General features: G+C 38.9%; 16 protein-coding genes. 10 read left to right on the forward strand and 6 right to left on the reverse strand.

The window, feature by feature from the left end; all coding sequences use genetic code 11:
* Positions 1 to 647: 647 nt before the first annotated feature.
* Positions 648 to 1,571 carry a glutaminase B gene (gene glsB, locus GQR56_RS19665; protein WP_166114732.1) on the forward strand — a complete coding sequence of 308 codons (924 nt, stop codon included), beginning with the start codon at positions 648 to 650 and terminating at the stop codon, positions 1,569 to 1,571.
* Positions 1,572 to 1,608: 37 nt separating this feature from the next.
* Here glsB and GQR56_RS19670 read toward each other — a convergent pair whose 3' ends face one another.
* Positions 1,609 to 2,913: an inosine/guanosine kinase gene (locus tag GQR56_RS19670; RefSeq protein ID WP_166114735.1), complete on the reverse strand. Its 1,305-nt coding sequence runs from the start codon at positions 2,911 to 2,913 to the stop codon at positions 1,609 to 1,611.
* 178 nt (positions 2,914 to 3,091) lie between these two features.
* On the opposite strand from GQR56_RS19670, the gene tadA reads away from it, so the two are divergent.
* Positions 3,092 to 3,598, forward strand: a complete 507-nt coding sequence (tadA, locus tag GQR56_RS19675; protein ID WP_166114738.1) for a tRNA adenosine(34) deaminase TadA — start codon at positions 3,092 to 3,094, stop codon at positions 3,596 to 3,598.
* On the opposite strand, the gene GQR56_RS19680 is transcribed toward tadA, so the two are convergent.
* On the reverse strand, positions 3,595 to 3,762 hold the full coding sequence (locus tag GQR56_RS19680) for a hypothetical protein (RefSeq protein ID WP_166114740.1): 168 nt from the start codon (positions 3,760 to 3,762) through the stop codon (positions 3,595 to 3,597). The two genes, tadA and GQR56_RS19680, sit on opposite strands and share 4 nt — an antisense overlap.
* 166 nt (positions 3,763 to 3,928) lie before the next feature.
* On the reverse strand, positions 3,929 to 5,479 hold the full coding sequence (gene mltF, locus GQR56_RS19685) for a membrane-bound lytic murein transglycosylase MltF (protein ID WP_166114743.1): 1,551 nt from the start codon (positions 5,477 to 5,479) through the stop codon (positions 3,929 to 3,931).
* 211 nt (positions 5,480 to 5,690) lie between these two features.
* Here mltF and purL point away from each other — a divergent pair, with 211 nt between their 5' ends.
* The 4 genes from purL (at position 5,691) to GQR56_RS19705 (ending at position 12,712) form a co-directional block, all read left to right on the forward strand.
* Positions 5,691 to 9,581 (forward strand): phosphoribosylformylglycinamidine synthase, encoded by a 3,891-nt coding sequence (purL, locus tag GQR56_RS19690; RefSeq protein WP_166114746.1) that lies wholly within the window; start codon positions 5,691 to 5,693, stop codon positions 9,579 to 9,581.
* A gap of 121 nt (positions 9,582 to 9,702) precedes the next feature.
* Entirely contained in the window at positions 9,703 to 12,171 is a 2,469-nt protein-coding gene (locus tag GQR56_RS19695) for a YdbH domain-containing protein (RefSeq protein ID WP_166114751.1), read from the forward strand.
* A gap of 2 nt (positions 12,172 to 12,173) precedes the next feature.
* Entirely contained in the window at positions 12,174 to 12,371 is a 198-nt protein-coding gene (locus GQR56_RS19700; protein ID WP_165729381.1) for a YnbE family lipoprotein, read from the forward strand.
* 11 nt (positions 12,372 to 12,382) lie between these two features.
* Entirely contained in the window at positions 12,383 to 12,712 is a 330-nt protein-coding gene (locus GQR56_RS19705) for a YdbL family protein (protein WP_166114754.1), read from the forward strand.
* Positions 12,713 to 12,772: 60 nt separating this feature from the next.
* On the opposite strand, the gene GQR56_RS19710 is transcribed toward GQR56_RS19705, so the two are convergent.
* Positions 12,773 to 13,321, reverse strand: coding sequence for a DUF1415 domain-containing protein (locus GQR56_RS19710; RefSeq protein ID WP_166114757.1), 549 nt, complete (start codon positions 13,319 to 13,321; stop codon positions 12,773 to 12,775).
* On the reverse strand, positions 13,318 to 14,616 hold the full coding sequence (waaA, locus tag GQR56_RS19715; protein WP_166114761.1) for a lipid IV(A) 3-deoxy-D-manno-octulosonic acid transferase: 1,299 nt from the start codon (positions 14,614 to 14,616) through the stop codon (positions 13,318 to 13,320). Before waaA ends, GQR56_RS19710 begins: the two co-directional genes overlap by 4 nt.
* Positions 14,617 to 14,798: 182 nt before the next feature.
* Here waaA and GQR56_RS19720 point away from each other — a divergent pair, with 182 nt between their 5' ends.
* Together GQR56_RS19720 and hldE are read left to right on the forward strand one after the other, a co-directional pair.
* Positions 14,799 to 15,389, forward strand: coding sequence for an SIS domain-containing protein (locus tag GQR56_RS19720; RefSeq protein WP_002961065.1), 591 nt, complete (start codon positions 14,799 to 14,801; stop codon positions 15,387 to 15,389).
* Positions 15,389 to 16,828 carry a bifunctional D-glycero-beta-D-manno-heptose-7-phosphate kinase/D-glycero-beta-D-manno-heptose 1-phosphate adenylyltransferase HldE gene (gene hldE / locus GQR56_RS19725; RefSeq protein WP_166114765.1) on the forward strand — a complete coding sequence of 480 codons (1,440 nt, stop codon included), beginning with the start codon at positions 15,389 to 15,391 and terminating at the stop codon, positions 16,826 to 16,828. Before GQR56_RS19720 ends, hldE begins: the two co-directional genes overlap by 1 nt.
* Positions 16,829 to 17,070: 242 nt before the next feature.
* Here the strand turns inward: hldE and GQR56_RS19730 are convergent, their stop codons facing one another.
* Entirely contained in the window at positions 17,071 to 18,618 is a 1,548-nt protein-coding gene (locus GQR56_RS19730; protein ID WP_166114767.1) for a capsule assembly Wzi family protein, read from the reverse strand.
* A gap of 169 nt (positions 18,619 to 18,787) precedes the next feature.
* On the opposite strand from GQR56_RS19730, the gene GQR56_RS19735 reads away from it, so the two are divergent.
* Both GQR56_RS19735 and GQR56_RS19740 read left to right on the forward strand, forming a co-directional pair.
* The gene (locus GQR56_RS19735) at positions 18,788 to 19,861 is read left to right on the forward strand and encodes a glycosyltransferase family 1 protein (protein WP_166114771.1); all 1,074 of its coding nucleotides are present in this window, start codon (positions 18,788 to 18,790) and stop codon (positions 19,859 to 19,861) included.
* The gene (locus GQR56_RS19740) at positions 19,858 to 20,940 is read left to right on the forward strand and encodes a glycosyltransferase (protein WP_166114773.1); all 1,083 of its coding nucleotides are present in this window, start codon (positions 19,858 to 19,860) and stop codon (positions 20,938 to 20,940) included. Before GQR56_RS19735 ends, GQR56_RS19740 begins: the two co-directional genes overlap by 4 nt.
* Positions 20,941 to 21,044: the final 104 nt, after the last annotated feature.

Consider the following 21,044-nt stretch of genomic DNA (forward strand, 5'->3'; position numbering starts at 1 on the left):
CTCTCCACCGCTGTGGGCACTACGACATTACCAGGATTTAATTAAGAGAAACCCGTTACAGCGATGTAACGGGTTTTTTGCTTTTTGAAATTAGTAAAACCCTGCACACTAAGAGACGACACGATTAATAATAGTGTAGCATTTACTATGTGACTCTCCACCGCTGTGGGCACTACGACATTACCAGGATTTAATTAAGAGAAACCCGTTACAGCAATGTAACGGGTTTTTTGCTTTTTGAAATTAGTAAAACCCTGCACACTAAGAGGCGACACGATTAATAATAGTGTCGCATTTGCTATGTGACTCTCCACCGCTGTGGGCACTACGACATTACCAGGATTTAATTAAGAGAAACCCGTTACAGCAATGTGACGGGTTTTTTACTTTTTGAAATTAATAAAACTCTGCACACTAAGAAACCACACGATTAATAATAGTGTGGTATTTGCTATGTGGCTCTCCACGGCTATGGGCACTACGACATTATCCGAATTCAATTAAAAGAAACTCGCTGCAGTAATATGACGTTTTTTTGCTTTTTTAAATTAAGCAAAGTCTCACCTTTAAATTCAATAACAAAACTAGGTGTGACTATTCGCGCGTGCTAAAATTCAATTTTATGAATGATGATATAGAGGTTTAGATTGCCTACTGCGGATTATCAACGTGTATTGAATGAGGTAACTCAAGAAGTAGCACCTTTGCTATCGCAAGGAAAAGTAGCTGATTATATTCCAGCTCTGGCTGAGGTTGATCCTAAGCAATTTTCAATTGCTATATATACTACAAATGGTGAAACAATTTGTGCTGGTGATTGTACGCAGCGTTTTACTATTCAATCTGTCTCTAAAGTAATGACACTTACAATGGCACTACAACGTTACGGTGATGAGCTGTGGCATAGAGTTGGTAAGGAACCCTCAGGTACGGCATTTAATTCGCTTACACAGCTTGAGTTTGAAAAGGGCATTCCCCGTAACCCTTTTATTAATGCCGGCGCTATTGTAACGTGCGATGCATTATACAGCCGTTTATCTGCTCCAATGCATTCAATGCTCGAAACCTTCAGGCTATTAGCTGGTAATAGAGGGATTATTATTGATAAGAAAGTTGCCAATTCAGAATATGAATTCAGGCATCGTAATGCTGCTATGGCGCATTTAATGAAATCGTTTGGTAATTTTGAAAATGAAGTTGATGATGTTTTGTGGGCTTACTTTAACTTTTGCTCTATTGAACTTAATTGTATTGAGTTGGCTAAAGCTTATAATTTTTTAGCTAATAAAGGTGTTGATAATCGATCAGGCAATCGTGTTTTAAGTAGTCGTCAGAATAAGCAGCTTAATTCGCTTTTATTTACGAGTGGTCTATATGATGCAGCAGGTGATTTTGGTTACAGAGTTGGTATGCCTGGTAAGTCGGGAGTGTCAGGAACTATTTTAGCCGTATTACCAAATAAGTTTACGGTCGCAGTTTATTCTCCAGGACTTAATTCGTTTGGTAACTCCGTTGCAGGAATAGCAGCATTAGAACTGCTATCTAAGAAACTCGATATTTCTATTTTTTAGTTAACCGATGGGAGCAAAAATTGCTCCCAACTATTAATTATTGTTCCCAATAAACCTGTTCTAGGCAATCTTCACGCTCTGGTAAGCCGCGAGATAAACGCGGAGAGTGCTGAACTAATACTTCATAGCTAGCTCGGTTAGCATATTTACTAATTTGCGATAGTGACGAGTAAGTAATAGCTTGTTGCTGATGTTTAGCTGAGTTTGCTACATTAAGCTTATGGTAAACATTCGCTGACAAATCATGTAGTACAGCGGCTAATGCGCAATCGCCTGCACCATTGGTGTTTTTGATTGAATCAGGTCCACCCATAAATGGGGCAGTATGACTATATGCTCTGATAGGTTCATCACATTCATCTTTGCGCATAGCACGTGAGAATTCGTAACGGTTAAAATCAGGTATAGCACCTGGTAGTAACGGGTATTCGGTTTCACGCTTTAAGCTTTCGTCTACATAGCCGGCCATAAATAAGCCTTTTTCGCCAGCGGTACAAATTACCAAGTCTACCCAATCAAGTGCTTTATCGGCAGCTAAAAGGGGATCTTCAAAACCTGTAATAGCTAAACCTTCTTCTTCGTTCATAGCAAGAATATCAACATGCTTTTCGACGAAACTTGCCCACCAGGTAGGGTCTTGTTCAATTAAGAACTTAGTACCGAGTGTAAGCACAACTGGCACACCTGCATCATTAGCGTACTTAACCGCTTGCATAGTGGCTTCAGTCATCGTTTCGCTACCTTGAGTGCGCATAAGGTAGGCACTGATCACTAATGCTGATGAATTTACAATAAGATCTTTATCGATAGATTCAGGTCGTAAGTGATTCATTAAGCCAGCGCTTATTGCAAAAGTACGCTCACCGGTTTCATCAATTAATGTAAAACAACGACCGATAGGTCCATCAACTGGTTGAAGGTAGTTTAAATCTACTCGGCTTGAGGTATTACATAAAAAGCGGTAAGCGTAGCTACCAATTTTTATATTTTCGCTCATTACGCCTAATAAAACTGAGCGATCATCTGCAAGTACAGAGTAGTTGTGCATAGTGTTACCAATGGTTCCACCGGCAAACTCAAAATCAACCATATCGTTTAATTTTAAACGATCGTATAAGGCGTTTGTTATATCGCTATCAATAACTTGCGACATGCCTCTACGTAGTTGAAATTCGTCAAGGAAAGCTTGATCAACTTTTGCCTCTATATCAACAACGATCTGATCGATACCCGTAATATAACTACGTTGTAATCGCTCTGTTGCGTTAAGTTGATTGGTAAGTGGATCTTTGGCTTCCACTGGAAAATAATGTTTATGCCTGCGGCGTCCAGGAAATTTCATTTGCTACCCGTGTTGTGAGCTAAATAAAAAAAGCGTGAGATTATAGCGTAAATCAGCACTAGTGAGCCATTACAAACGGGTAAATATTGTTTTATTTTTGCAATAAAGTAATGAATGGCGCACTTTAGAGTGCTAACTAGGTATAATTACGGCATAAAAAGTTACTTAAGCAGAGATAATGAACGATCAATTTGATGATTCCTACTGGATGGAACAAGCGCTTTTGTATGCAAAGCAAGCAGATCAGCTTGATGAAATTCCTGTGGGGGCGATTATCGTAAAAGATAACCAGCTAATTTCAGTAGGATACAATCGCTCAATAACGGATAACGACCCATCGGCACATGCTGAGATGATTGCAGTACGAGAAGCTGGAAAAGTGCTTAATAATTATCGCTTAATTGATTGCACGCTGTATGTAACATTAGAACCTTGTTCTATGTGTGCAGGGTTATTAGTTCACAGCAGAATAAGGCGTTTAGTATTTGGTGCCGTTGATGCAAAAACAGGATCTGCGGGTTCAATAATGAACCTACTACAAGAGCCTCGGTTAAATCATCAAGTTGAGGTGTGTGGTGGTGTTTTAGCACAACAGTGCGGTGATACTATTTCGGATTTTTTTAAACGTAGAAGAGCGCAAATCAAAGCAGCTAAAAAAGCTGCTCGGGATGCTACCAGTCTTTAATTAACGATTGGCTGGATTTCTGAACCTTCCATTTGCTGCATAGCAAACATGCGACGGCGCCAGATTATTTTTTTGTGTAGCTTGCGCAACATAACACGACGACGTGTTGCAGTTGAGTAAATTACATTACGTTTTAATTTTTGTGTGCGTCTACGTTTTAGCATGTGTTCTCCTAATGCGTAAGATTGAGCAAGGCACAGGTATATCCCTATAAAATACAGATATACAATTAACACACATTAGTGATCATTTGATGACAAGTAAACAGATATTTAATTTACTTATTTTTTGTTCTTATCAAGTACACAAACAAGATTACATCTATTTATATTAGCGATTATTAGTTTTTAGCTCTTTTGATTGTTCTACTGCTTTTTTATCTACTACTTCTTCTAATTTTTCAGGTGAATCTTTAACAGATTCAGATTCAGATTCAGGTTCAGTTTTGTTGCTTTTCTCGTTAATTGGCTCTAAAACAGGGTCTATAACAGGTTCGATAACATTAACCGGATCTGCTTTTGGTTCTGGATCAATTGCATCATTTTCATCGAGCCAAACGAGTGCATCATAATACCTTCTAATATTATCAACATACTTTACAGCTACATCGCCACGGGAATAACCGTAGCGAGTTTTACGGTAATAGCGCTTTTTAATTAGTAGCGGCAAGCGTTTTTTTACATCAGCCCATTTATCAGGGCTTGCGCCTTGCTGTTCGGTAATTATACGTGCGTCATTAACGTGTCCCCAACCTACATTGTAAGCCGCTAGTGCAAGCCATGTTCTATCCGGTTGAGGGATTCTGTCGGGAATACGCTTAATCAGTTTACTTAAATATTTACCACCACCGCGAATGTTTTGCTCTGGCTCTAATCGGTTAGTAACACCCACTTGCTTGGCTGTACTGCGGGTTAGCATCATGATACCGCGCACACCCGTTGGTGATTTAGCACGAGGATTCCACATAGATTCTTGATAGCTAAGTGCTGCTAATAATCGCCAGTCAAGGCTACCTGCATATTGTTCAAACCATGGCTGGTATGTTGGTAAGGTTTCTTTAATTGCTTCTATATAGGCTAGGGTATTTACATAGTTAAATTGGCGTACGTGACCAAAGTATTTTTCTTCAAGTACATAGAGCTGGTTACTTTGCTTAACGTCACCAAAAAATGGCACTAATAATGCGTACAAAGAATCATCTTTAGATTTATTGAGTATCCATGCAATTGGGTCATTATGACTAACAGAAAAACCAATACTTAAATTTGGGTGGTAACGGCGAAACAGCGATAATGTATGCGTATCAGCAAGTGTATAATCTATTTCTCCATCAATAACTGCTTGGAGAAGTTCTTCTTCGTCAAATTCTTCGCTTTCTGTCCAGGTAAGATCAGGATTGTTTTTCTTCATTTTTTGTAGAGTAAGCGAGTGGCTACTTTTAGCTATAACAGTAAAGTTGCCATCTAAGTCGTCAAATTCTCGAGGACGAACACGACCTTGTTTATAAACTAATTTTTGGCTGATTGTTCTGTAAGTCGGTCCGTAACGGTATTGCTCTGCACGGGTTTTATTATAGGTAAGTCCTGAGGCAATTAAATCTAAATCACCGCTTTCAAGGCGTTCAAACATATCAGATAAATTAAAAAATGGGACTATTTCAAGCTCTACACCTAAATAATCGGCAAAAGCTTGCGAAAGTTCATATTCAAAACCTTGCTCGCCTTGCACTGCTTGATAATAATTACTAGCGCTTGCAAGCGTACCTACACGTATTTTATTGTGTTCTTTTATTTGGGCGAGTTGAGTTGGCTGTTCTTGCATATCACATGCACATAACAGCATAACTAAAGTAATGATTATTATTAGCTTTTCTTTCAACATTGTTTGCCTCTTTAACCCATTAAACCCCGTTATAGCAAAACTTAGCCACTACGTCACTTTACCTTTTATTTTATTAACTAAAAGCGGCTATAAATAAAGCTGAAAAGTTAATTTTATGAAAAGCGTAATTTTGAGTTAAATCTCAATGCTACTTAGACTATAATGTTGCCCTAAAATATCGTTCAATCCCTAACCCCGGGTGAAATTATCTATGTTGATCCTTCGTGGTGCACCAGCACTTTCAGAGTTCAGAGTTAATAAAATTTTAGCGCGTTGCCAACAATCGCAACTTCCAGTCACTAACGTATATGCCGAGTATGCTCACTTTACCGACTTAACGTCGCCATTAAGTAGCGCCGAGCAAACCAAGCTTGAAAAGCTATTAACTTATGGTCCAACTATTGCTGAGCATACCCCAGCTGGCAAACTTGTACTTGTTACACCTCGCCCAGGTACCATTTCGCCTTGGGCATCTAAAGCAACCGATATTGCCCACAACTGTGGTTTAAAGCAGGTTCATCGCGTTGAACGTGGTATTGCTTATTATGTTGAAGGTGACTTAAACGCAGAGCAACTAGCACAAGTAACTGCGTTATTACACGACCGTATGACTGAAGCAACACACAACCAATTTGAAGATGCTGCTCAATTATTTCGTACTGATGCACCACGCCAAATGTCGTCTGTTGATATTTTAGGTGGTGGACGTGAAGCATTAGCAATAGCTAATGTTGAGCAAGGTTTTGCCCTTGCTGATGACGAAATAGATTACTTAGTAGAAAACTTTATAAAGTTAGGACGTAACCCTAACGATATCGAATTGTTTATGTTTGCACAGGCAAACTCAGAGCATTGTCGCCATAAAATATTTAATGCTGACTGGACAATCGATGGAAAAGAGCAGCCAAAATCGCTGTTTAAAATGATTAAAAATACCTTTGAGCTAAATCCTGAAAATGTATTGTCGGCGTATAAAGATAACGCGGCAGTAATGAAAGGCTCAAAAGCGGGTCGCTTCTTCCCAAATGCGCAAGGTGAATATGCGTATCATCAAGAAGACATTGAAATATTAATGAAAGTTGAAACTCATAACCATCCAACAGCTATTGCGCCATTCTCTGGTGCAGCTACGGGCTCTGGCGGTGAGATTCGCGATGAAGGCGCAACAGGTCGTGGCTCTAAGCCAAAAGCTGGTTTAGTTGGCTTTACGGTATCAAACTTGCGTATTCCAGGTTACGAGCAACCATGGGAAAGCGATTTTGGTAAGCCAGGTCGTATTGTTAACGCGCTTGATATTATGACAGAAGGTCCACTAGGTGGCGCTGCATTTAATAATGAGTTTGGTCGTCCTAATTTATTAGGTTACTTCCGTACTTACGAAGAAAAAGTAACAAGCCATAACGGCGAAGAAGTACGTGGTTACCACAAGCCTATTATGCTTGCCGGCGGTTTAGGTAATATTCGCTCTGATCATGTTCAAAAAGGTGATATTCCTGTAGGCGCTAAATTAATTGCGCTAGGCGGACCTGCAATGAACATTGGTTTAGGCGGTGGTGCTGCATCAAGTATGGCATCTGGTCAATCAAACGAAGATTTAGACTTTGCTTCAGTACAGCGCGAAAACCCAGAAATGGAACGTCGTTGCCAAGAAGTTATCGATAAATGTTGGCAGCTAGGTGATAAAAACCCAATTGCGTTTATTCATGATGTAGGTGCTGGCGGTTTATCTAATGCGTTTCCTGAGCTTGTTAACGATGGCGGACGTGGTGGTAAGTTCCAATTACGTAGCATCCCTAATGATGAGCCAGGCATGGCACCACACGAAATTTGGTGTAATGAATCACAAGAGCGTTATGTACTCGCTGTTGGCGTAGAGGACTTTGACCGCTTTGAAGCTATTTGTAAGCGCGAACGTGCCCAGTACGCTGTTATTGGTGAAGCAACCGCTGAACCTCACTTAACCGTGTCAGACAGTCACTTTAAAAATGACCCCGTTGATTTACCGCTGGACGTATTATTAGGTAAAGCACCTAAAATGCACCGCGATGTAACGTCAAAGCAAGTTGTTGGTAAAGCGCTTGATACTACATTAATAAATGCAGCAGATGCAGCGCAGCGCTTAATGCGTTTACCAACCATTGCTGAAAAAACATTCTTAATAACTATTGGCGATCGTTCAGTTACGGGGTTAGTAGCGCGAGATCAAATGGTCGGTCCTTGGCAAGTGCCTGTTGCTAACTGTGCAGTAACTGCGGCAACGTATGATACTTACCACGGCGAAGCTATGTCACTTGGTGAGCGTACTCCTGCGGCATTACTTAATTACGGTGCATCTGCTCGTTTAGCGGTAGCTGAGTCGTTAACTAATATTGCCTGTGCAAACATTGGTAGCCTTGAAAACATTAAGTTATCAGCAAACTGGATGGCAGCAGCTGGTCACCCAGGTGAAGATGCAGGCTTATATGAAGCAGTTAAAGCGGTTGGCGAAGAGCTTTGTCCTGCGCTTGGTTTAACTATTCCAGTAGGTAAAGATTCTATGTCGATGAAAACGACATGGAAAGATGAAGGTGACTCACAAGAGAAGTCAGTAACATCGCCGCTTTCACTGGTTATAACGGCGTTTGGTCGTGTTGACGACGTACGTAAAACAGTAACTCCACAACTGCGCACAGATAAAGGCGATACATCGCTTATATTAGTTGATTTAGGTGCGGGTAAAAACCGCATGGGCGCATCAAGCCTTGCGCAAGTTTATAAGCAATTGGGTGATGTAACACCTGATGTTGATAGCCCTGAGTTATTAAAAGGCTTTTATAACGCAATGCAAGCGCTAGTGGCTGATAGTAAGTTACTTGCTTATCATGACCGTTCAGACGGTGGTTTATTTACCACGGTTGCTGAAATGGCGTTTACGGGTCATACCGGTGTAACGGTTGATTTAGCAGGTTTAACAGGTTCGGACATTGAAGCGCTTTATAACGAAGAGCTAGGTGCAGTAATTCAAGTTGAAAATAGTGATTTAGATGCAGTAAATGCTGTGTTTGAACAACATGGTATTGCAGCAATTACTCACAACATCGGTACACTTAATAGCGACGATACGATTATATTTAACCGTGGCGAAAACACGGTACTTAATCATACGCGTACTGAGCTTCGTACTATTTGGGCTGAAACAACGTATCAAATGCAAGCGCGCCGTGATAACCCTGAGTGTGCTAAGCAAGAGTTTGATGCAAAATTTGATGCAAAAGATCCAGGCTTAAATGTAAAACTAAACTTTGATTTAAACGAAGATATAGCAGCGCCATACATTGCAACCGGTGCTAAACCGCAAATGGCTATTTTACGTGAGCAAGGTGTTAACTCTCACCTAGAAATGGCAGCAGCGTTTAACCGCGCAGGTTTTGCAGCCGTTGATGTACACATGAGCGACATTTTAGAAGGTCGTTTAACACTAGAGCAGTTTAAAGGTTTAGTGGCATGTGGTGGCTTCTCTTACGGTGACGTACTAGGTGCGGGTGAAGGTTGGGCTAAGTCTATTTTGTTTAACGACATGGCACGCGATCAGTTCCAAAACTTTTTCCATCGTGAAGATACCTTTAGCTTAGGTGTATGTAACGGTTGCCAAATGTTATCAACGTTAAAAGAGTTGATTCCTGGCACTGAGCACTGGCCGCGTTTTGTAACTAATAAATCAGAGCGTTTTGAAGCTCGCTTTAGTTTAGTTGAAATACAAGAGAATCCATCTGTGTTCTTTAACGGAATGGCTGGCTCACGTATGCCAATTGCAGTTTCTCATGGTGAAGGTCATGCTGAGTTTGCAAACGATACAGCCACTAAAGCGGCGCTTAATAGCGGCACTGTAGCAGTTAAGTTTGTAGATAACTATGGTAACCCTACAACGCAGTACCCAGCTAACCCTAATGGTTCTCCAGAAGGTATTACAGGTATCACGTCTACTGATGGTCGTGCCACTGTAATGATGCCGCATCCAGAACGTGTATTTAGAAGCGTTGCCAACTCTTGGCATCCTGATGAATGGAAAGAGGATAGCCCGTGGATGCGTATGTTCCGTAACGCACGTAAAAACGTAGGTTAATTACATTTGCGTTTATACAAGTTAGATTCATAATCTAACTGTAAAATAAAAAAGGCTGCATTGTGCAGCCTTTTTTGATTAGTATGGCTAGAAGCTAGGGCACAAAGCATTTAAGGATAGTATGTTTAAACGAGTTGGTTTAATTGTTGGGGCTGTATTGCTAAGTATCTTGCTGCTTGGTTATGTATTTCGTTTACCTTTATTACAGTGGGTTATAGCGCCTGAGCTTAAAAAAGCAGGCATTACGTTAAATTGCCTTGATTTTTCAATCACGTCTAGCTTAAATATTCATGCTGATAAAGTGTGTGTAAATTATCAAAATCAACAGTTACAACTCACTGGTATTACTGCAAATACAAAGCGTATAGATATTAAAAATGCAGTGCTAACGGTTAATTCACTCCCTAAAAGTGATAATGCTAATCAACTTGCTAAAAATCTCGATTTAGCGCTTCCCTTAAATCGCCCATTAATCAGCATTAAACAGCTTGTAGTAAAAAGTGACGAGCTCAATAAGCCACTTAAAATAAGTATATTAGAACCTAAACTAAATAAATTTAATGTCACGGGTGATATAAACGCGAGTGCAAATTTGGCTGTTAATAAAGTAAGTGGTCAGTTTTTAATTAATGACACTTTTTTAAAGCACGTTATAAACACTAAAAATACATTAATAGCAGATTTTAACTTTAATACTCAGCAAGCATTTAGCTTTGACGGTATAAAGTTTGAGTTAAATGGCGATATTAGCTCCCAGTTTACTCACACGTATGAATTTTCTCATACAAATCAGCAGTGCCAGGTTAACGTATTAACTACGGGTAAATTGGCGACTCATTTTAATTTAAATAGCCAAGCGCTAATGTTTAATACCGATTTGCTTAATAACAAAATTAATCTAACACCAAGCTGTGCTGGGTTAATTCCACCGAGTGAATACGCAGGCTTTGTTAGCAAACAAGTTCCTTTAAATTGGCAACTTAAACTCCCTCAATCAATTCGTTTAGAGGGTAGTGAACTCAGTGTACCTGTAATTAATTTGATGAGTGAAGGCGATAAGCAATTTGATTTTTTAATAACAGATACAACACTAAATATTACATCTCCACTTGAGTACTTACAGACAAATTTATCAGCTCAAATAAATACACCCGATATAAATAATATTAACGTTAATGCTCAGTTATCTGGCGCTGTAATTAAAGGCGATTACGCCGTTATGCTTGAAAGCTTGCCTGAGTTTGCACCTGCAACAGCCAATGGGCTTAGCCTTAGTGGTCGCTTTGATATAAGTGAGTTTATAGACTCAAAACCAATAGGGCTTATAAATGCTAAATTAACGCTTAATAATGTAGATGCGTTTGATATAAGTGCAGTGCAATATCAAGGTGATTTAACTGCAAAAATGGATAAACAGTTAAACGCAGAGGTAGCGTTAACGCAGCAATTAAAAAGCGCAGAATATAAAGAATTTAAAGTCACAGATATAAGTAACACATTAACAGCAAATGCTAATTTAGGCGTAGGTGAGTTATTTGCTGATCTAACAGCAAAAACGAATATAAAGGCTGTTAATAGCCCTGACATAAAACTTAATAATATAAAAGTAGAGTCTACGGGGCTACAAAGCCGTGCACTAAAAGCCACGCATCACGCATTTATAAACGATGTTGAGTTAGTTGTAAATCATCATATGTCGTCGCAAGCTCATCCGTTTGAAGTTATTATTCCTGAACAAAGTACGTTGCCGTTAAATAAATTTATTAGGCAATTTGAGCCGCTTGCACAGCTGACTAAGGGCGAATTTAATGGCTATATTAACGGCGATGTAAACTTACAAAGTGCATCGTTCAATATGGGGATTAGTCATACAAGTGCACTGTATAACGATTACCTTGCGAGTGATTTAAATAGCGTGTTTAGCGGGGAATATAATTCAGGTAAGCTTAATGTAAAACCAACTACCTTTAATTTAAATGAGTTTAGAGCGGGTGCCGTAGTTAAAGCGATTAAAGGGCAATGGCAAGTGAGTAGTAATACCGCGCTTATAAATGATGTAAAAGGAAGTGTGTTTGGTGGCGAATTTTCGTTAGATACCTACACAATAGGGAAGCCAAACCAAGTTGCTAATGTTAAGTTTGAAAACATTGATGCAAGTAAACTCGTTACACTCGACGATAAGTCAGGCATTGTATTAACGGGGCGCTTGGCGGGGTCTTTACCTGTCCATTTTGATAGTGGAAAAATTGAAATAATTGACGGTAGTTTATTCAGCCAAGGAACAGGTAATTTAAAAATCACCAATAATGCCGCGTTTGATTCAGTAATGCAGCAACAGCAAGAATTGCAACCTGTATTAGGATTATTAACAAATCTAGATATTCAAAAGCTAAATAGTAGTGTTGCACTAAAAAGTGATGGTTGGTTAAAACTCGGTGTTAATTTACAAGGTTATAATAAAGCAGAGCAGCAGCAAGTTAACTTTAACTACAATCATGAAGAAAACGTATTTACCCTTTTACGCGCACTACGTTTAAGTGACGAAATTACACAAAAAGTTGAGCAACAATACTCACAAAAAGGAAACTAATAATGAGACAGTCGTTATCGATAAAAGTACTGCTCGCGCTGGGTGCTATTAGCGTACTAAGTGCCTGCACGCACCGTGTTGAGGTGTCTGCTAAAGAGCCTATTACAATTAATTTAAATGTGAAAGTTGATCACGAAATTCGCGTAAAAGTAGATAAAGAACTCGACAGTTTATTTAGTGACGACAGTGAGTTATTTTAAGGAGCCATAACATGAATACGAAGAAAAAATTAAATATTATTACATTACTTAGCGCTGTATGTATGTCGTTCTCTGCGTGGGCTATTAGCCTTGATGACGCTAAAAACCAAGGTTTAGTCGGTGAAGATAGCTCTGGTTATTTAGGGCTTGTTGTACAAAATGCAGAAGCAAAAGCGGTTGTTGATGACATAAATACAAAGCGTAAAGCGCAGTACTTAAAGCTGGCTAAAAAGAATAACTTGTCACTTTCACAAGTAGAGGCACTCGCCGCTGCCAAAACAATTGAAAAAACGCAAAGCGGTCATTATGTTGAAGTGAATGGTAACTGGGTTAAAAAATAGCGACCCAGCTAGCCTCACTTTGCTAAAGCTAAGAATAAAATCAAGAATAAAACCGAGCCTCTAAGCGCTCGGTTTTTTACAACCTTCGAGTAACTGCTGCCAAAAATCAATACCCTTACGCCTTGCTAGGTTTATATTATGCTCTGGAATAGATTCAGGCTCGTTATAACTATCAAGTGCTTCGCTCATACTTGCTTCGCGAATTAAATGCAGTGTAGGAAAAGGCGCTCTATTTGTGTAGTTTGCAGCATCGGTTTCATCGCTATCGGCAAATACGTAATCTGGGTGAAAGTTAGCAATTTGATACTTTCCTTCAAACCCTTGCGCGACTAACAGCGCATTAGCTAAATCGACCAAGTCTAAATAATCTTCAAAATCACTAAAGCCGTTATCAAACATGATAAGCGTTGTTTCGCGCTCTGGTTCGCGGTCAAGTTCAACACATTGCTCAAGCATATCCATTACGGCGTCATCCATGCTCGTTGCTGGGCTTACGATGTAATGAATACAATTATTTTCTACTTCTTTGCGGGCAAACGGGCAAAAGTTATATTTAACAATAACAGATGATACCCATTCGCGGGTTTGGCTTATGGCTATATTGGTCACGATTTTGGCTCTAAATATTGATTAATAATGTTAAGTGTTTTTTGTATAGCACCTTGGTTTTTAGCAACGCATTGAGCAGCTTTAATACCTAAGGTTTGGCATGCTTTTGTATTTTGGCTAAACGTTATAAGCTGCTTTGCAAGCTCGTCGTTGTTATCAACCACTACAGCGCCTTTAAGCTTTATAAGTTCAGGGTAAACATGATCAAAATTGTATGTATGCGGACCCGTTATTACGCCCACCGAAAATGCTGCTGATTCTAATGGATTGTGCCCACCTCTGTGGATTAAGCTGCCGCCAATAAAGCTCACATTTGCAGCTCCATATAAACACTGTAACTCACCAAGCGTATCAGCAAGGAGTACTTGTTCATTGTTGTAGTTATTTTGGCTACGACGGCTAAAACTAAGTGGGCTTTGTGTTAAAAGCTCTGCCACTTTATCAAATTGCTCTGGATGGCGCGGAGCAATTATAAGTAAGGCATTCGGTTGTTTTTTTAATAGCTGTTGGTGAGCTGCCAATACTAATTCATGCTCTACAGGGTGTGTTGAGCCTGCAACCCATACAAAGCGCTCGTCAGTATCGAGCTCATTACTGCTATAAAGCTGTTTAAGGTTTTGTACCTTGGCTAATTGCTTTTCACTTGGCGTTATATCAAATTTTATCGAACCTGTTACATGGCTTTTTGACTTATCAAGACCAAGCTCTATAAAACGCTCCGCATCTGTTTTGTTATGGCTCGCAAGTACTGTAATTGAGCGCATAATAATGTACGTTAATTTAGCGACCTTTTGATAACCCTGCTGCGACTTTTCAGAAAGTCTTGCATTGATGACAAGCACTGGTATGTTTTTTTTGTGGCTTATCGCCATTAAATTTGGCCATAGCTCGGTTTCTAAAATACATAATGCTTGTGGTTTTACGCGCTTTAAAAATCTGGCTGTCGCAAACGGAAAATCGATTGGTAAGTAGCTACACGCCACAGTATTTTTAAACTGGTTAAGTATTTGCTCTCTACCTGTTGGGGTATTACAGGTTATAAGTATATTTAAATTTGGATGCGCTTTTTGAAGCGCTTTAATAAGTGGCGTTGCGGCAAGTACCTCACCAACAGACGCACAATGAAAAACTAAAGGTTTAGTTTTAGTCGTAAATAAAGACTTACTGACAAACCCAAAGCGCTCTTTAAAGTGTTCGCGATAACCTTTGTTTTTTTTACCTCGTAAAATATAGAGATAAAATACAATCAGTGGGCTAATAAAAATTAATGCTAAGGAGTAAAAAATGCGTGCCATACTGATCTTTCTTAAAGGGAAGTGGCGTTAGTTTACCGTGAAATAGCCGTTTTCTAAACATACTCGCAATAAAATATGGTCTGGGTTCAGTTATAACCCGATAAAATGCACACAATTAAATAAAATTATGGAATAATGGATTTAATTTTTCCCTGCTATTTCAGTTCCTAGAGGAATTTTTCATGTCAATTATCGATTCAGTAGCAACTAGCTACGTTGAAACATTAAACCGTCATCAAGCATTATTTGAAACGATGGAAGCTTATCATCAAGAATCTATGCAACTGTTAGAAGCGTGCCACAGTGCATTACAAGCTGGTGGCAAGATTGTTTGGTTTGGTAACGGCGGTAGTGCAGCCGATGCGCAGCATTTAGCCGCAGAATTTGTAGTGCGTTACAAATTAGAACGTGGTCCGCTTGCCTCTATGGCGTTGACTACAGATACATCAATTTTAACAGCACACAGCAACGATTATCACTTTGATACGGTGTTTGAACGCCAAGTTCAAGCGCTATGTAAGCCAGAAGATTTAGTTATTGGTTTAACCACATCAGGTACTAGTAATAATATTAATTTAGCATTAGAAGCTGCAAATAAACTAGGCGCTTTTACAGTGGCATTAACTGGACGTGATGGCGGTAAAGTAAAAGATATTGCTAAGTTACCTATCATTATAAAAAATGACGAAACAGCACGTATTCAAGAAGCTCACATGTTTATAGGTCACTGGTTATGTGAAGCCATGGATATGGTTGTTGCGGAGCAGCAGTAATGGATTTATCGTTATTAAAAAACTTATCAGCGGCACGAATATTAGTTGTTGGCGACGTAATGCTAGACCGTTATTGGTATGGTGATACAGGTCGAATTTCGCCTGAAGCGCCAGTACCTGTTGTTAAAGTAAGTAAATTTGAAGACAAAGCGGGCGGCGCAGCTAACGTTGCAAAAAATATAGCGCGGTTAGATGCAAAAGTTGGCTTACTGGGCTTAATTGGTGAAGATGAAAGCGGGCAGATTTTAGAGACTATTCTAAAAGGTGAAAAAATAAGTTCACAATTAGTCAGTGTATGTGATTTACCGACTATTTCAAAAATGCGTGTTATTAGCCGTCATCAACAACTGGTTCGTCTTGATTTAGAAGAAACGTTTACTGAGCAACACAGCCAGCTTTTATTAAACCGTTTAGAGCTTGTACTTGATGAATACGATTTTATTGTGTTCTCTGATTACAGCAAAGGATCTTTAAGCTTAATTAAAGAGATGGTAAGCCTTGCTAAGGGCGCCGGAAAAACGGTTTTAATCGACCCTAAATCGCCAGATTTACATTTATATGAAGGTGCTGATTACATTACGCCTAATTTACATGAGTTTAAGTTAGCGGGTGGTCAAACCGATTCAGAAGAAGCTTTAGCAGCAAGTGCGCGTGATTTAATTAGCAAAAATGGCATTAAAGCCATGTTGCTTACGCGTTCTGAGCAAGGTATGTCGTTAATTAATGCAGATGAAAAGTTTGATTTTGCAGCACAAGAACTTGAAGTAAGTGATGTGACTGGAGCCGGTGATACGGTTATAGCTACATTAGCCGTTATGCTTGGTGCGGGCATGGAACCCAAAGATGCTGTCGAAATTGCTAATTTAGCGGCAGGTATAGCGGTTAGTAAATTTGGTGCAGCGACTGTCTCGCCAGAAGAGTTAAGTCGTAAGCTTGGTCAGTATTTACATACTACTGGTGAGCATTACCAAACACCATTTGATGATGTACTTCAGCATATTGAATTTGCAAAACAAAACGGCGAAACAATTGTATTTACTAATGGCTGCTTTGATATTTTACATGCTGGGCATGTGCGTTATTTAGCACAAGCTAAAGCGCGAGGCGATAGACTCGTTGTTGGATTAAATAACGATGAATCTATTACGCGCTTAAAGGGAGCAGATCGTCCTATTAACCCACTAGATGAGCGTGCAATGGTGCTTAGCGCACTTTCATCAGTTGATTGGGTTATTCCGTTTGGTAGCTTAGATGAAAACGATACTCCCGCTAAATTAATTGAGCAAATAAGCCCTGATATTTTAGTTAAGGGTGGCGACTACGCCGTAGAGCAAATAGCAGGTGCTGAGCATGTACTTCGCCATGGCGGAAAAGTTGAAGTGCTTGAATTTTTAGATGGGTGCTCAACATCAAAAGTAATTAGTAAAATTAAACAGTAATTACTTATACCAACCTGCATAAATCTTTGATCAATTTAACGAATTAAATTGCACTACAATGTCGTTAAAATTTTTTATTTAGAACAACTAGATAAAAATTTTTGCCTAGTTCTAGCGTGATTTTCTTAGCGTTAAATAGACCCCATATATAAGCAGATTGGTATTATTTAGTTTGCTTAAAAAATACAAAAAAGGGATGAAAACACTGTTTTCATCCCTTTTTATTTTAATAAAGTAACTTATTAAAAGTTATATTCGTATTTAGCAAATGCAGATGTGTCGTTATCTACGTCATCATTATTTGATGCAAAAGCACCTAACGTCAAACGTCCACTCATTGTAATTAGTCTATAGCGAAGCTCTAACTGTTTAGAGTTAAATCCTGTTTTAGTGATTGAATTTCCTAAATCTGGATTGTTAGGGTAACGATCGCGATTATCGCTATTGTAATCAACACTGCGTAGTTTAACTTGCCAATCATCACCGCTTGATAGCTGACCTAATAATGTTAAAACGACAGATTGCGCATCGTTATCGTATGTTGAGCCAATAGTACGCCCGTGATAGCGATAACCTGATTTATAATCAGAATGTTCGTAATAACAGTTTTCAGTTGTAGATCCTGCTGAACATGAAACGCCTGTATCTGTGTACTCAAGATTTACTAATACGTTTTGGTTGTACATACGCTGCGTTGTTTGTACACCAAATAAGTAGGCTCTATCGGCAGGCTTAAACTGTGAGCTTGCATCTTCACCAATAGTACTAGCGTATACGGCATAAGGTTGGTTGAAAAGCGTATCGGACCAGCGAATATCAAGTCCAGCTAATTGATTACCAATTTTTGATTCTAACTGACTATCACAGGTTTCATTGCCATCAACACATGCAGTTTGTCCTGTAATTACATCAATAAAATCGCCAGCAGATCCCGGTTGTCCGTCTCCTGCCCATTGTGCAGACCAACTAAGTGCAACTTCTAACTGTTGAATAGGGCGAAAATTAACACGAGTGCTCCACAGTAATGCATCAGGCACAACGCGTGTCGATTCAAGTTTAGCCATTTGCGCTGTAAAGCCCCATTGACCAATCCAACTTAACCACGGTGTTTCAAAAGCAGTGCTTTGCTCTCTGGTTACACTTAGTGCAGGTAAAGGTTTAGCGTTACCTGACATAATTAAGCTGTTATCAACCCCTGGTCCCCAAAATTGCTCAACAGCACCGGCTCTAAAAATCCAATTACCTAAGCGGTAAGCTAAGTAACTGTCGTCAAGCGAGGTGTCGTTACAATCGGTTAAAGCTTGCTCATCGGTAATTATATCGTCAGCTGTTTTACCTTCAACTAAACATTTTTTACCGTCATCTCTATAGTTAATAGCTATTTTGGCAGCAAAATTATCACCTAAATAAGCATATGCAGCTGAAAGTTCTGACTCTTGTGTATTAGTAGCACCAAAGCTTGTTGCTACAATTGGATCTGTTGCGGCAAAAGCTGAAAGTTGAACATTATGCGAACTACTATTTTCAGATTTATAACGATGCTTTACACGCAGTAATGCATCTTGCAAACTAGGCGAAAGTTGCTCAAGTGATGTGCTATCTACATCACTCATAAAGCTCTTCCACATTAAAGGATAAGTTGTAACAGGTGCTAAAATAATACCCGCATCAGCTAGCTGTTGAATATCGGCTCTTAGACCGTAGTCATCAGGTTTTACCCATGGCTCAGCATTAGCTGATACGCTTATCGCGCAAAAGATAGAAGATAGAAGAAAAATTCTGTTTCGCAAAGTTCAGATCCTTGTGATTAAGATTACGGCTAAGTTTAGCAACCTATGTATGTTATTGCAGTAAATTTTCAAATTTAGGGCGTTAATTTATAGTATAAAAATGTAACCTGCCTATCGCAATAAGTATGCGATTGATATACTGGGGATCAAATAGGAAATTGAGAATGTAATGAGCAACAAACGACTTTTATTTATCCCAGTATCATCGCCAGAAGGGATTGGTGAATATATGCGATCGTTGTTGTTAGCTCAAAGTTTAAAAACGACATTGTCAGAACCATTAGATATACACTTTATTTTAAATAAGCATACCGCTTATGCCGACAGTTGCCCCTTTGAAACAACACTTCTTAATCATTCAGCTACTAAAGAATTAGATAGCGTGTGTGACGTAATAGAAGCGTTTAAACCGCATGTAGTTATTTTTGATTGTGCTGGACGAGCTGGACACATGAAAGCGGCAAAAAAAATAGGTGCTAAAGTAGTTTTTATTTCTCAACATGCTAAAAAGCGTGCAAAAGGGTTAAAGCTTAATCGGATTAAATTAATAGATACCCACTGGGTTGTGCAACCTGATTACTGTATTGAGCCCCTTAGTTGGATAGAAAATACTAAATTAGATATTTTTACTTTAGCACGCCCTTACAATGTGGGCCCTTTTATCGCTTTTTCTACAGCCGATCAAAGGCAGCAATTATTAAATAAGTACAAGCTAAAAGCGGGTTGCTATTTTATTGTGAATGCGGGCTCTGGTGGCCATGTTATAAACGGACAAAATTGCGCAGATACTTATTTTAAAGCTGCGCTTGAAATAACTAAGCTTACAGGCTTAAAAGGTGTTGTTGTATTTGGTTCAAATTATAATAAATCGATACCAGAAACAGAAGAACTTATTTGTTTACCAAATCAACAAAGCACTGAGTTTTTAGCGTTAATGAGTGACGCTAAAGTTGCATTACTTAGTGCTGGAGATACTTTATTACAAGCTATTGCAGTGCATACTCCTGCCGTTGCTTGCGCTATTTCTAAGGATCAATATAAGCGCCTTAATAGTTGTGAAAAAACAGGTGTTGTTCTCAAAGCTGACCTTAATATTGACTCTATTGTGAGTAAGGTCGAGCATATTATTAATAAACCTTTTTATGATGATCTAATAAATAAATACACACACCTTGAAAATGTACACAGTTTTGATGTAATAACTCAAGGTGTAAAAAGCATGTTGCTTGGAAGTCATTCGTGAACATTGTTATTGTGATTGACTCGTTAGTGGGTGGCGGGGCGGAAAAAGTAATGCTGACATTAGCTGAAAAAATCGCTCAGCAGCATAATGTTACTATTTTGTCTCTTGCTAACTCTATCGAATACAGCATACCTAAAGTACTTAACGTTGAGAGCTTATTCGCACATAAAGCATCAAAAGTTGATCGGTTTTGGCAACGTAAAAATAGTGTATTGAAACTAGAAGCGTGGTTTGAAAAAAAACAGAGCGAGATAGGTGATATTGATTTAGTACTTTCTAATCTTGATAGAAGTAATAATTTACTCTCAAAAAGTAATATCAAAAATGTTCATTTTATTATTCATAACTCCGTTAACGCAGAACTTGCACGTCAAAAAAAGTTAGGTCCATTTTCATACTTATATCTTAAAAAGAGTAAGCAAAATTTAAATGGTAAATCACTTATTTGCGTATCAAAGGGTGTTGAAAAAGAAATAACACAAGGGGATTTAATTAACCCAAGTGCAATTGCGACTATTTATAACCCGTTCGATTTTGAAAAAATAAACCAACAAGCAAATGAGCAAAATAACAATATCCCAAATGAGCCCTACTTAATTCATGTAGGAAGGCTCGCCAAACAAAAACGCCACGATATATTGTTTGCAGCATTTGCAAAGCTTGATAAAAAATACAAGCTAGTCCTTTTATGTAATAAACCTGCAAAAGCGTTAAAGCTTGCACAGCAATATGGCATAGAAAAACAGTTAGTAGTGCCAGGATTTCAACAAAACCCATACAACTGGATTAAGCATGCCAAAGCTTTAGTGTTGAGTTCTGATTTTGAAGGACTTCCAACGGTATTAATTGAGGCTTTAGCGGTGGGTACTCCGGTAGTTAGCACTAATTGTACATTTGGACCAAGCGAGATATTAACAGGCGAGCTGAGTAAATATTTAGTACCCGCTGGACAAAGTGAAGCATTAGCCAATGCCGTTAAGTTGGTACTAGCAGATAAGCCAAATGTAGAAAACGCAGATATTCTAAAAAAAGTACAGGCAGAGCAGGTTGCTCTGCTGTATTTAGCATTGGCTAACTAAGTTAACTTATATTCATAGGTTGGATCTTAAGGAATAAAACTTGAAAACATGCTCTGAATTTGATCTGATAGTAATCGCCAAACCACTATCTATCCCAAAAGCAG

This window comes from Pseudoalteromonas sp. Z9A5 (assembly GCF_011378875.1).
Lineage (GTDB): Bacteria > Pseudomonadota > Gammaproteobacteria > Enterobacterales > Alteromonadaceae > Pseudoalteromonas.

Excerpts from the sequence above, each read along its gene's own strand:
- GQR56_RS19670 (WP_166114735.1), bottom strand. The coding sequence starts at position 2,913 with ATGAAATTTCCTGGACGCCGCAGGCATAAACATTATTTTCCAGTGGAA.
- tadA (WP_166114738.1), top strand. The coding sequence starts at position 3,092 with ATGAACGATCAATTTGATGATTCCTACTGGATGGAACAAGCGCTTTTG.
- GQR56_RS19680 (WP_166114740.1), bottom strand. The coding sequence starts at position 3,762 with ATGCTAAAACGTAGACGCACACAAAAATTAAAACGTAATGTAATTTAC.
- mltF (WP_166114743.1), bottom strand. The coding sequence starts at position 5,479 with ATGTTGAAAGAAAAGCTAATAATAATCATTACTTTAGTTATGCTGTTA.
- purL (WP_166114746.1), top strand. The coding sequence starts at position 5,691 with ATGTTGATCCTTCGTGGTGCACCAGCACTTTCAGAGTTCAGAGTTAAT.
- GQR56_RS19695 (WP_166114751.1), top strand. The coding sequence starts at position 9,703 with ATGTTTAAACGAGTTGGTTTAATTGTTGGGGCTGTATTGCTAAGTATC.
- GQR56_RS19700 (WP_165729381.1), top strand. The coding sequence starts at position 12,174 with ATGAGACAGTCGTTATCGATAAAAGTACTGCTCGCGCTGGGTGCTATT.
- GQR56_RS19705 (WP_166114754.1), top strand. The coding sequence starts at position 12,383 with ATGAATACGAAGAAAAAATTAAATATTATTACATTACTTAGCGCTGTA.
- waaA (WP_166114761.1), bottom strand. The coding sequence starts at position 14,616 with ATGGCACGCATTTTTTACTCCTTAGCATTAATTTTTATTAGCCCACTG.
- GQR56_RS19720 (WP_002961065.1), top strand. The coding sequence starts at position 14,799 with ATGTCAATTATCGATTCAGTAGCAACTAGCTACGTTGAAACATTAAAC.
- hldE (WP_166114765.1), top strand. The coding sequence starts at position 15,389 with ATGGATTTATCGTTATTAAAAAACTTATCAGCGGCACGAATATTAGTT.
- GQR56_RS19735 (WP_166114771.1), top strand. The coding sequence starts at position 18,788 with ATGAGCAACAAACGACTTTTATTTATCCCAGTATCATCGCCAGAAGGG.